Origin of the sequence: Caloranaerobacter azorensis DSM 13643, from assembly GCF_900129995.1 — a bacterium.
GTDB lineage: Bacteria > Bacillota > Clostridia > Tissierellales > Thermohalobacteraceae > Caloranaerobacter > Caloranaerobacter azorensis.
In genome coordinates this window covers 1-12,069 of record NZ_FQXO01000022.1, presented here as the reverse complement: position 1 = coordinate 12,069, position 12,069 = coordinate 1, and the positions used below count along the sequence as shown (strand labels likewise).

Here is a 12,069-nt window from a genome sequence, read left to right as displayed (position 1 = left end):
TAATATATACTTGATTATATATTATTATTTATAAAAGTGTCAATAAACTGTTATGATAAGTTAACAATATTTTGTTAACATTTTGTTCATCTGTCTAGTAAATAATCAACCACTTCTACTATTTCACCATTTTTTACATAAACTCTAGGAACTCTTCTGCTTACCATGCATACAATTTCATAATTTATTGTGCCAAGTTTTTTAGCTATTTCATCTATATGTAGAGAATTTATACCATCACCAAATAGCACTACTTCATCTCCTATATTTACGTCTTCTACTTCAGTTAAATCTACCATACACTGGTCCATACATATTCTACCAACAACCTTAACTCTTTTATCTTTCACCACAACTTCTGCTTTCCCTGTAAGAATTCTAGTAAAACCATCAGCATATCCTATTGGTAATGTCCCTATTTTAGACTCTTTTGCTGTAACATATGTAAGCCCATAACTAATTCCCATTCCCTTAGGTACTGTTTTTAAATGTGATATTTTTGTTTTTAAAGTCATAACAGGTTTTAAATCAACATTTGATTTATTAACATAATCTGATGGGTAAAGACCATATAACATAATTCCTGCTCTAACCATATCAAGATTATATTCTGGTAAATCTATTATTGCCGCACTATTCGACACATGCTTAATAGGTATTTTAATGCCCCTTTTTTCTAATTCTTCGATTAATCCTTTAAACTCATTAAATTGCCTTCTTGTAAAAGTTTTATCTTTTTCATCAGCAACTGCAAAATGTGTAAAAATCCCTTCTACTTCAATATAAGGAAGTTGACAAATCCTACATATTTGTTCTACAGTATGCTTATTAACTTCAAACCCCAGTCTATTCATTCCTGTATCTATTTTTATATGCATTATACCAATTTTGCCTAATCTTTCAGCAACTTTTGAAAATGCTACTCCATGTTCATAGGTATAAATTGTCTGAATTATATCATATTTAATAACTTTTTCAAATTGACATTCAGGAGTATAACCTAATATGAGTATAGGTACTTTAAATCCAGCCTTTCTCAGTTCAATAGCTTCTGATAATGTAGCTACAGCCAGTCTATCGGCATCATTATTAATAAAAGTTTCTGCTGCTTTAATGGCTCCATGTCCATAAGCATTTGCTTTAACTACTGCAGTTATTAAAGTACCATCTTTAACTACCCTTTTTACTTCCTTTATATTATGTGCTAAATGGTCCAAGTTAATTTCAGCCCACACTGGTCTTATATCAGTTAAAGACGACATTCTTTGTCCCCCTTGTCTGTTTTTAACTAAATCTTCTCTCGCATTTTATCGAATTTTAAAAATTTATAGAAAATTCTTATCAAACCCCTCTAATTAAATTTTATCACTTTTGTCAATTTTTCAAAGCATAAACTTCAAATTTTTCATCTTTTATATCAATATTATATAAAAATTTTGAATAATAAATTTCGACAGCAATTTTCTCATCTTTATCTAATATATATAATTTATATGGTAAGTAAGTTTTTTTATCTACCCATAATTTCTGATACATTCTATATTTATTATTACCTGGAATCATAGTTGTAATTATTAAATAATCATTATCCTCTATCCTCTCCGATTCAAGTTTAACCATTTCTGTTGTAATAAGATTCCTTAAAAAGTAGCCTACAAACATATTTTCATCTGGGGAATCTTTGTAATCTCTTATCAATATAGATTGGTCTATTTGCGGATGATAAATCCAAGCCTGTTCTCCATTATATACTGTAGTTATTCCTTTACTTTCTTCAGGTTCTATAATCTGTATTATATATTTATTTGGTCTCTTAAAAATCTGTTTTACCTTATATTCTTTTGGTTCTTTACCTCCATTGATTATTATTTTAGCAAAACAGCTGTAACTTTCCATTTTATTATATTTCTTTTGTATTTTATAAAAAATTTGCTCATCAGTTATTTTACCGCATGCATTTAAAAATAAAATACTTAGTAGTAACAATAAGGCTATACGTTTCATTCTACCAACTCCAAGCAAATTTTTAATTTAAAGATTTTATAGAATAAGGAATATGTTCTAAAATATCTGTAGCAATTAAACCGTATTCGCCTTTATCATATTTTGCCAAATCACCAGACAAACCATGTATATAAACACCTGCAACAGCTGCATCTAAACATTCAATTCCTTGACCTATAAAACTTGTAATTATCCCCGTTAAAACATCTCCACTTCCCGCTGTAGCCATACCCGGATTGCCAGTAGTATTGATATAAATCTTACCTTCTTCACTGCTAACTACTGTATTAGCTCCTTTCAAAACTGTAATAACTCCAAATTTCTTTGAAGTAAATCGAGCATACCTTACTCTGTCAGACTCTATTTCTTCAATACTAATACCAAGTAATCTAGCAAGTTCGCCTGGATGAGGCGTTATAACCATTCTAGCTTTTCTCTGTTTAAACACTTCTGTATTATTAACAAGGCAATTAATTCCATCAGCATCTAAAACAACAGCTTTTTTATAATTCAATAGTATTTGCTTAACTAATTCGGTTCTTTCTGAATCAACTCCTAATCCTGGACCTACAGCTAATACATCCATTTTTTCAATATTTTTTAGAATATATTCTAATTCTTCTATACAAAAATGTCCTTTGTTATTATCTTCAACTGGAATAGTTATTACTTCTGTAGTTTTAATTTCTAATATTTTGTTTAGAGATTTTGGAGTAAACAAATACACCAATCCACTTCCACTCCTTAAACATGAAGTAGAAGTTAAATATGCTGCCCCAGTCATACCTAAACTTCCTGCTATTATCCCTACTCTACCATATGTACCTTTATGTGAATCAATCTTTCTTTTTGGAATGATATTAGATACTATGTTTTTATTAATTGTTATCCCATTTTTAATCCCTTCTTCTGTTTTTACTGTTTCTATATACTCTCTCTTACCTTCTGCAACAGCAAAAGCCGCCGCATATGTATCGCAATGGCTTATCGAGAGTTGAATATTCTCTATTCCCAACTCTCTTGATACATTTTCAGCATTGCCTGACAAAACAACAAATGGTCTACCTAAATTGTCATGCAATATCTTAATGTCAGTCCATTTATAATTTCTAATTCCTTGACCTAACGCCTTACTAACCGCTTCCTTCCCAGCAAACATTCCTGCTATCGTCCTTATATTCATATTCCTTTTTAAAAAGTACTCTATTTCTTCTTCGCAAAATATTCTCTTAATAAATTTTTCATTTTCCACAGCTTTTTTTATTCTATCTATCTCTATTATATCTATTCCACTACCTTTAATCATTATTCCATCTCCCCTTAAAATTTTACTATTGAAATAAGCGGCATAAGCCGCTTTAAATCTATTTAAAAATGTCCAATATGCTCTTATCCAATGGTATATTAAACAGTTTTGCCATAACTTTTACAAATTCTAATAAAAAATAGAATACAGATACCATAAAAACCGCAACTGACACTAATTTAATAGCATCTTTTACCTTTTGACTCATATTGTAATCCTTTTTAAATAAAGAAATAATGAAATTTATTAAATACGTAAAAATGCTAAAAAATATCTCTAATCCACTAATTAATATAAGAAATAACATAATAGTTTTCATAAATTATAAACTCCCTTTCTTAACAAAATATTTTTTCTATCTCTTACAGCAGTTCATTATCTAATCTTTCCATCTCTTTACTGCCTAAAATTCCATGTAAAAAACTATAAGTTTTATTTACAATTTCTTCCTTTTCGTGTTTAGCTTCAATTAAATTTTTTAATTTTCCCCTTAATTCCTCTATTTGACTACATATCGAATCTAATTCTTCTTGGTTAGATTTTATATCTTTATATGCAACTTTTATAGTAGCCTTTAATAAACTTAAATTCGCTGCCCTAATCTCTTTTGGCAGCATTTCTAATTTAAAAGTATAAGTTTCTATTTCTTCATTTATTGAATGTATCTCTCTTTGACATTCATCTAATTTTTCTACTGCCTTACTATTATTTCTATTATTGATTTCATTAGATAAATTCAAAATCATCGCCATAAGCCTTTTTTTCTTAGTTTTTAACTGTACCAATTTCCTACTTAGCTCTCTCTGCTCTTTAATTAAATCATTTAAAATATTCTTATAATTATTGATATCCTTATTATTAGAATTACCGAATATTGTCTTCCAATTACTATCCATTGTCAATATAGGTACTTTATTTTTAATAATTACCCCATAATCTATATCAATATCTTTTTCGAACATATAAACTCCTCCCAGATTGATTATACAATATTTTACCTACTTTGTTAAATAGGTTGCTGCTACTAGATAATTAATAATATTAAACTCAAAAATTAATATAATTTATTAAAGGATTTTAGCTGTTTCTGCAGAATTTACTTAAAAGTAACTAAAATAACTAAACTTAAAAGGAGGGTTCTCATGAAAAGACTTAAAAAACTTAATTTAATTCTAGTACTTATTCTTCTAGTAACTCTAATATTACCTTTAAATTTAATCAACGCCGAAGGATTTGATACAAATCCAAAAACTTATACAGTTAAATCTGGAGATGTTCTTTGGAAAATAGCGGAAAGCTATGGATTTGACTGGAAAGAAATTGCTAAATACAATAAATTAAAAAATCCTCATCTTATTTTCCCTGGACAAAAAATTCTTATTCCATCAACTATTAAAAGAATTGATATTTTAACTTCCAACGATTTTCATGGAAAATTAGAAGGTGGATATGAGGCAGGGGCAGCTAAATTTGCAGCCTATATGCAGTATTATAAAAACATGAATCCTGAAGGAACAATCATATTAAATGCAGGTGATGCATTCCAAGGAACTCCAATGTCTAATCTATTAAGAGGTAAACCTGTAGTTGAAATGATGAACATGATAGGCTTTGATGCAATGACAGTAGGTAATCATGAATTCGACTGGGGTATTGAAACAATATTAGATACATTAAAAAATGCAAATTTTGAATTTATAGTTGCAAACATTTACGAAAATGGAAAACCTGTTAACTGGGCTAAACCATATACTATTATTGAAAAAAATGGTGTAAAAATAGGTATTATAGGTTTAGCAACTCCTGAAACTGCAATCACAGCTCATGCTGATTATGTTGGCTTATATGAATTTAAAGATCCTGTTGAAATCTGCAATAAATTGATACCTGAAGTTAAAAAGCAAGGTGCTGACATAATAATAATTTTAAGTCACTTACCAGCATCACAGGATAAAGAAACAAAAGAGATAACTGGTGAATTAGCCGATTTAGCAAAAGGTATAACTGGAGCCGATGCAGCTATTGGCGGACACAGCCATCAGCAAGTTGCCGGTATAATAAATGGTATTCCCGTTATTCAAGCCTATAAACATGGTAGAATGATTGGACATATAACTTTATACTATGATACTAAAGCAAAAAAAGTTGTTGGCAATAACATAGAATTAATAGAAGTAAGAAAAGGTAATCTTAATATTGAACCAGATGCTAAAGTTCAAGCTATGGTAGATAAATATAATGAAGAATTAAAACCTATATTTGGAAAGGTAATAGGTAAAGCTGAAACTGATATTTTAAGAGATTATAATAATGAATCAGCTATGGGTAACTGGATAACTGATGTAATGAGGAAAAAAGCTAATGTGCAAATAGCATTTACAAATGCAGGCGGTATTAGAGCCGATCTTACTGCTGGAGATGTAACTATAGGTAATATTTTTGAAGCTATGCCATTTGATAATACAATCGTTACTGGTGAAATGACTGGTGCTCAAATAAAGGCTATATTAGAGCAAAGTGTTACTCTTTATAAGGGAATGTTACAAATATCAGGTATAAAATTCACTTACGATTCAACTAAACCAGAAGGCGAAAGAGTAATTGATATCTACCTAGAAGATGGTACTCCTATTGAAATGGATAAAACTTATACAGTCGCAACAAATGACTTCCTATCTGGAGGACAAGATGGTTTTGTTACATTAAAAGAAATTAAATGGACTAATACTTTCATATTATTAAGAGATGCTTTAATTGAAAATATAAGAAATAATAAAGTGATTTCACCAAAAGTTGAGGGAAGAATTACTGATGTTAGTAAAAATGTAAGTTCGGTTATATTTGAATTACCTAATGTTGCTTAAAATTAAGGCAGTCTGTTAGACTGCCTTAATTTTTGAATTTGTTGACAAAATAAAATATTTTATGAAAATGACGCTCATGCAGACGAATTTAGAAAAAACTTAAGGCTCAAATTTTTAGAAAATCCTAACGCACCTAATCAAGACCTCCTGTCTTGCAGGATGCTGGTTTGACCTCCTGTCAAACCCACGGATTTTCTACAAAATTTTTGCCTAGTTTTTTAACTAAATTCTTTCAAGCATTCGCTTTCATTTTCATAAAATACTTAAGAGAATAAGTCTGTCAATAGTTTAGACTGCCTTAATTTTTATCTTTCAATATTTCTTCTGCTAATTGTTCCATAGTAATACATCTATCCATACTCTTTTTTCTCATATATGTATATGCTTCATCTTCACTAATATTATACATCCTCATAATAATTCCTTTGGCTTTTTCTATCTTCTTTCTCGCTCTTAACTTATTCTCTAGCTTATCTACTTTTATTTTAAGTTCTTTAATTTTACTAGAATTAATGAGTGAAAACTCAACTATCTGGTACAATTGAGATGGATTTATAGGTATAGTGATATAGGCATAAATAGTCATATTTTTAAGCAGTTCTATAAAATTTTTATTTGGATTTGATGTAATAAAAATAACCGATGATAAATTGTCATCTTCTATTATTCTAGCTGTATTATAAGCTCCTGCTCCAACTAAATTAAAATCCATTAAAACAAGATGAGGCTTTAGACTTCTAGCTAATCTTATTGCACTCGCACCATCGCTAGCTTCATAAATAGAATATCCTCTTTTTTTAAGTAGTCCACTTATTATATTTCTAATTTTATCATTGCTACTAACGACGACAATGATACCTTGCCTTATCATATTTTCACCTCATCAAAATCTTTATATGTTATTATATCACTAATTTATTATTATTAAAAATAGGAGCGCAATTACGCTCCTTTAATTTAGAATTTTGTTAAATACTTATCGATTTCCCATTGAGTAACACGAGTTATATATTCTTTCCATTCTAATTCTATTGCATCAACAAATCTATCATATATATGCTTTCCTAAAGCCTCTTTAATTATTTCATCATTAGATAATTCTTTTACAGCTTCATATATATTAGAAGGTAAACTCAATATTCCCTGCTCTTTTCTCTCTTTTCCGCTCATATTGTATATATTTCCATTAACTGGAGTAGGCGGCTCAATCTCTTTCTTTATTCCATCTAACCCAGCCTTTAAAATAGTAGCCAAAGCTAAATAAGGATTTGCTGAAGGATCAGGACTTCTTAATTCTAATCTAGTAGAATTACCCCTTTTAGCTGGTACTCTAATTAATGGGCTCCTATTGCTAGCTGACCATGCTACATATACTGGAGCCTCATAACCCGGTACTAATCTCTTATATGAATTAACTGTTGGATTTGTAATCGCCGTAAAAGCCCTACTATGTTTAATTAATCCTCCAAGGAAATTATATGCAACTTTTGACAGTCCTAACTCATCATTTTCATCATAAAATACATTTTTACCATCTAATGTCGCTAGAGACATGTTTGTATGCATACCTGAACCATTTATTCCAGCTATAGGTTTAGGCATAAATGTCGCGTGAAGTCCATGTCTTTGTGCTATAATTCTAACCACCATTTTAAAAGTCATGATATTATCTGCTGTCATCAGAGCATCATCATATTTAAAATCAATTTCATGCTGCCCTGGCGCAACTTCATGATGTGAAGCTTCTATTTCAAATCCCATATCTTTTAATGTCAAGACCATATCTCGTCTTGCACTTTCACCCAAATCTACAGGTGCTAAATCAAAATAGCCCGCATTATCATGTGTAACTAATGAAGGATTACCCTTTTCATCGGTATAAAAAAGGAAAAACTCACATTCTGGTCCTACATTAAATTTATATCCCATTTCTTCAGCTTCTTTTAATACTCTTTTTAATGCATTCCTTGGACATCCTTCAAAAGGATTTCCATTTTTATCATAAATATCGCAAATTAACCTTGCTTCTCTTACTTGAGTAGCCCATGGGAAAATTACAAAAGTCGAAGGATCTGGTCTTAAATACATATCTGATTCTTCGATTCTTACAAATCCATCAATAGAAGAACCATCAAACATAATCTCATTATTTAAAGCCTTTTCCAACTGCTCTATAGTTATAGCTACATTTTTCATTACTCCAAAAATATCTGTAAATTGCAAATGTATAAATTCAACTCCTAAGTCTTTTGAAATTTTTAATACATCTTCTTTACTATATCTCTTTCTCATCTAATCCACTCCTTCACTATTTCTTCATATTTTATAAATATAAAAGGCGTCAACAAATAAGAGGTTAATAACCTCCTATTCGTAGACGCCTTTGCCTACCAATTAGTATGTCTTTTTAAACATGTTTTGATGTTATCAAAATAAATATGTTTTGTCAATATCTATTAAGAAATTTATTTTATTTTTTAAGAATTTTCTTATAACTATTCGGACTCATTCCTGTTATTTTTTTGAAAACTCTACTAAAATAATTAGGGTCACTATATCCTATACATCTTGATACTGCTTTAATAGACATGCCTTCATCTAATTTTTTCTTAGCTTCTTCTATTCTCAATTCAGTTAAAAAATCAATAAAATTCTTACCCATTTCTTTTTTAAAAAGCTTACTAAAATAATAAGGACTAACTGATACTTTTTCAGCCACATCTTCTAATTTTATATCTTTATTATAGTTCTTATAAATATACTCCTTTGCCCTTTCTATGATTTCATGTGTTTGATTATTAATCTCGACGAAATACTTATTTAATTCATCAATTACAATCTTTTTTACATAACATAAATCTAATTCCAAATTTTTACTTCCTGACAATAAATCATTAAAATACATCTTTCCTCTTTTCTTAAATATTAGAAATCTTAAAATACTTATAATTTCATATAATTTTATTATCTTATAATTCTCTGAAATGCACAACATCTCTAATAAATTATATAATTCTATTAAAGATTCTCTATCTCCATTAACTATCCCTTTTATTATACTTAATATTTTTTGATACTCTTCTTTTATTTCAATTAAATCTTCTTCATTTTTATCATAAAAATCACTTATAATGTTTTTATTCTTTACACTAATAATAAGTTTATTCGCTTCTATGATTACTCTTTTCAGATTATCTATCCCTCTGCCTATCTTTACACCAATCCTAATATCTATATCATATTTTCCAATAAGCCTGTTATATATCTTATTTGCCCTTTCATAAGATAATCTTTTTACTTCAATCTCATTTATATTATCTACCTCTACCAACACATATATATTATCATTATATTTCGATATTATAGATTTCTCTCTATGCTTAAAATATCTAAAAACCTCATCATAAATATTCGATAGCATATCATTATTTTTAGATTCTATGCTAATCGCTAACACATAATACAAGTCAAACGTCATATCCAGTATATCAATTCTGTTCTTTATATTATTTTCTCCTTTTAATCCATCTTCTAAAATAATTGTTACAAATTTTTCTTCAAACATATTTTTTATATCAGATAATTCTTCTCTTAATTTTAATTTTTCCTGCCTTTCAATTCTTTCCTTTTCAATTTCACTGATAACCTTTTCTAAAGTTTCAATCAATTTTGCCCTTCTCACCGGTTTTAGAAGATAATCATAAACGCCCAAACTAAAACTCTCCTTAGCATAGGCAAAATAGTCATACGCCGATAATATAATTATTTTTAAATTTTTATATTTTCTTCTTATCTCTTTAGCTGCCTCTATACCGTTTATCCCCGGCATCTTTATATCTAAAAGTAAAATGTCAGGACTTAACTCATCAACTAACTCTATCGCTTCCCTACCATTTTTAGCTTCCCCTATAACTCGAATATCCGGCAAATTCTTATTTATAATAAGTTTTAACCCTTCTCTTTCTATAGGCTCATCATCTGCTATTAACAATCTATACATTTTGTTTTCCCACCTTTGGTATTAATATTCCTACAACTGCTCCATGCCCTTCATCTCTGTTTTTTATATACATTTGACTTTTACCCTTAAAAAATATATTCAATCTCTCCTTAACGTTTTTCAAACCAATTCCAGTCGTATGCCCCTTAGTCTCTTCAGTATTTTTATCAAAATCAAAACCCTTACCATTATCTCTTACTTCTATCCTAATAAATTCATCTTCATCTTTTATCAACAGCTCAATTATTCCCTTATCTTCTTTGCCTTCTAATCCGTGAATAAAAGCATTTTCTACTAAAGGCTGTATTGTTAAAGCAGGAATATAATATTTAAGCACATTTTCATCAACATCTTTATAAAAATCTATCCTATCTAAAAATCTAGTCCTCTGTATCTTTACGTATTCTTCAATATTCTTTAATTCTTCATATATCATAACGCTACTATCAATTTTCCTTAAGTTATACCTTAGCATATCAGATAATGACTCAATTAAATCACATGTCTTTTCTCCGCCCTCTAATAAGGACATCTTCGCAATAACATTTAATGTATTAAATAGAAAATGAGGATTAATCTGCGACTGAAGTGCTAAAAATTGTGCCTCCTTTTCCAATTCTGCTTTTTTCTTGATTTCATCCAAAAGAAATCTAATATTATCAATCATTTTATTAAAAGCTTTTGCCAAGATACTCAACTCATCATTACTATCTATTTCAATAATACCTATATCAAAATTTCCTTTTGAAACCTTTTTTGCCGCTTCAGTTAATTTATTTATACTTCTAACCATATTAATAGAAAATATATAAGCAAATGCCAAACTCCCAAATAAAACTATTCCCAACATAAATATTAATATATTAAATAACTTACTATTGTGCTGAATCATAATGCTATAATTTTCAAATCCACTTCTCGATATATTGTAATTAATTTCTTCTAAAGCTTTAAATATATAACTATATACTTTATTTGACTTATTATAATTTTCGATATATCTTTCATCAGCAGAAGATAACGCTATCCTAAAAGTTTCCTCACTATATTTTTCATAACTATTCAGCAAATTCAATAAATCCTTAGTAATCATATAATTATCTTCTGTAATATTAGTTTTTTGAAATTTCTTTATCGTTTCTCTAGCTTCGTCAATAGATGAATATATTAAATCGATATAGTTTGTAGATCTGGTTAATAATAATTTATCTAGATTCTTTTTACTATCTCCCAAATAACTCTGTATTTCGTTTAACATTAATATACTCTCAATAAAACTGTTATATGTTTTAGTAAGAATAAAATTAGTATACAAAATGTAGCTACTTAAACAAGTTAGAACAATAATTATTACTACATAACTAATAATCAATTTTTTCTTAATAGATACATAGTTATTCTTCATCTAATGACCCCTTATCAATATATTTCAATTCAATAAAAATAGTATCATCTATAAATTCTTCTTCCTTTATTTTATACATAGTTTCTACGGCTTTATAGCCCATTTTGTATGCATCTCTAACTACCGTTCCTTCTATTACCCCTTGTATAATATAGTTTGTAAAACACATCAAAATAAATATCCTATCTAAAAGTTTTCATCTACTCCTCCTGCCTAGTAGCATGAAAACTTAAAAAACTTGTGCTTTAAAAAACAATTTGAGATAATTGTTCTCGTAAACAGATAGAGATTTTCGTATTCCCCCTTGAGGTTTAAATCCTCCTAAAAAAGAGTGATATCTCTACTTTACGAGTTTTTGCGAATAAGCTGGATGTTGATTAGCTAAAGCTAATTCTTCGTATGTCTAACAAGGCTGTAACTTGTAAAGATTAGAGTGCATATCTATCTGTAATTTAAATTGTGAGGTGTTTGTATGATTATAGTAGGTATT

General features: G+C 28.8%; 11 protein-coding genes. 1 reads left to right on the top strand and 10 read right to left on the bottom strand.

Annotated elements, in window-relative coordinates; all coding sequences use genetic code 11:
* Window positions 1-86 precede the first annotated feature (86 nt).
* The 5 genes from alr to BUB51_RS05000 form a co-directional block, all read right to left on the bottom strand.
* Window positions 87-1,262 carry an alanine racemase gene (gene alr / locus BUB51_RS05020; protein ID WP_035163158.1) on the bottom strand — a complete coding sequence of 392 codons (1,176 nt, stop codon included), beginning with the start codon at window positions 1,260-1,262 and terminating at the stop codon, window positions 87-89.
* Between the two features lie 112 nt (window positions 1,263-1,374).
* Complete coding sequence (locus tag BUB51_RS05015) at window positions 1,375-2,004, bottom strand: LolA family protein (RefSeq protein ID WP_073196009.1); 630 nt, start codon at window positions 2,002-2,004, stop codon at window positions 1,375-1,377.
* Between the two features lie 22 nt (window positions 2,005-2,026).
* Window positions 2,027-3,310 (bottom strand): NAD(P)H-hydrate dehydratase, encoded by a 1,284-nt coding sequence (locus BUB51_RS05010; RefSeq protein ID WP_073196007.1) that lies wholly within the window; start codon window positions 3,308-3,310, stop codon window positions 2,027-2,029.
* Between the two features lie 58 nt (window positions 3,311-3,368).
* Window positions 3,369-3,629 carry a hypothetical protein gene (locus tag BUB51_RS05005; RefSeq protein ID WP_035163161.1) on the bottom strand — a complete coding sequence of 87 codons (261 nt, stop codon included), beginning with the start codon at window positions 3,627-3,629 and terminating at the stop codon, window positions 3,369-3,371.
* Between the two features lie 43 nt (window positions 3,630-3,672).
* Window positions 3,673-4,272, bottom strand: a complete 600-nt coding sequence (locus BUB51_RS05000) for a hypothetical protein (RefSeq protein WP_073196006.1) — start codon at window positions 4,270-4,272, stop codon at window positions 3,673-3,675.
* Between the two features lie 180 nt (window positions 4,273-4,452).
* Between BUB51_RS05000 and BUB51_RS04995 the strand changes: the two genes are divergently transcribed.
* Window positions 4,453-6,174: a 5'-nucleotidase C-terminal domain-containing protein gene (locus BUB51_RS04995; RefSeq protein WP_073196004.1), complete on the top strand. Its 1,722-nt coding sequence runs from the start codon at window positions 4,453-4,455 to the stop codon at window positions 6,172-6,174.
* 298 nt (window positions 6,175-6,472) lie between these two features.
* Here BUB51_RS04995 and BUB51_RS04990 read toward each other — a convergent pair whose 3' ends face one another.
* The 5 genes from BUB51_RS04990 to BUB51_RS04970 all read right to left on the bottom strand — a co-directional run bounded on the left by BUB51_RS04990 (window position 6,473) and on the right by BUB51_RS04970 (window position 11,751).
* On the bottom strand, window positions 6,473-7,045 hold the full coding sequence (locus BUB51_RS04990; protein ID WP_052045207.1) for an ANTAR domain-containing response regulator: 573 nt from the start codon (window positions 7,043-7,045) through the stop codon (window positions 6,473-6,475).
* Between the two features lie 86 nt (window positions 7,046-7,131).
* Window positions 7,132-8,466 carry a type I glutamate--ammonia ligase gene (gene glnA, locus BUB51_RS04985; protein ID WP_073196003.1) on the bottom strand — a complete coding sequence of 445 codons (1,335 nt, stop codon included), beginning with the start codon at window positions 8,464-8,466 and terminating at the stop codon, window positions 7,132-7,134.
* 178 nt (window positions 8,467-8,644) lie between these two features.
* Entirely contained in the window at window positions 8,645-10,174 is a 1,530-nt protein-coding gene (locus BUB51_RS04980) for a response regulator transcription factor (protein ID WP_073196001.1), read from the bottom strand.
* On the bottom strand, window positions 10,167-11,579 hold the full coding sequence (locus tag BUB51_RS04975; RefSeq protein ID WP_073196000.1) for a sensor histidine kinase: 1,413 nt from the start codon (window positions 11,577-11,579) through the stop codon (window positions 10,167-10,169). Before BUB51_RS04975 ends, BUB51_RS04980 begins: the two co-directional genes overlap by 8 nt.
* A complete protein-coding gene (locus BUB51_RS04970; RefSeq protein ID WP_073195998.1) occupies window positions 11,569-11,751 on the bottom strand; it encodes a hypothetical protein in 183 nt (60 codons plus the stop codon). Before BUB51_RS04970 ends, BUB51_RS04975 begins: the two co-directional genes overlap by 11 nt.
* Window positions 11,752-12,069 lie beyond the last annotated feature (318 nt).

What these genes read in the sequence shown, in the direction of transcription:
- BUB51_RS04995 (WP_073196004.1), top strand. Translation starts at nt 4,453, where the DNA reads ATGAAAAGACTTAAAAAACTTAATTTAATTCTAGTACTTATTCTTCTA.
- BUB51_RS05000 (WP_073196006.1), bottom strand. Translation starts at nt 4,272, where the DNA reads ATGTTCGAAAAAGATATTGATATAGATTATGGGGTAATTATTAAAAAT.
- BUB51_RS04990 (WP_052045207.1), bottom strand. Translation starts at nt 7,045, where the DNA reads ATGATAAGGCAAGGTATCATTGTCGTCGTTAGTAGCAATGATAAAATT.
- alr (WP_035163158.1), bottom strand. Translation starts at nt 1,262, where the DNA reads ATGTCGTCTTTAACTGATATAAGACCAGTGTGGGCTGAAATTAACTTG.
- BUB51_RS05010 (WP_073196007.1), bottom strand. Translation starts at nt 3,310, where the DNA reads ATGATTAAAGGTAGTGGAATAGATATAATAGAGATAGATAGAATAAAA.
- BUB51_RS04980 (WP_073196001.1), bottom strand. Translation starts at nt 10,174, where the DNA reads ATGTATAGATTGTTAATAGCAGATGATGAGCCTATAGAAAGAGAAGGG.
- BUB51_RS05005 (WP_035163161.1), bottom strand. Translation starts at nt 3,629, where the DNA reads ATGAAAACTATTATGTTATTTCTTATATTAATTAGTGGATTAGAGATA.
- glnA (WP_073196003.1), bottom strand. Translation starts at nt 8,466, where the DNA reads ATGAGAAAGAGATATAGTAAAGAAGATGTATTAAAAATTTCAAAAGAC.
- BUB51_RS04975 (WP_073196000.1), bottom strand. Translation starts at nt 11,579, where the DNA reads ATGAAGAATAACTATGTATCTATTAAGAAAAAATTGATTATTAGTTAT.
- BUB51_RS05015 (WP_073196009.1), bottom strand. Translation starts at nt 2,004, where the DNA reads ATGAAACGTATAGCCTTATTGTTACTACTAAGTATTTTATTTTTAAAT.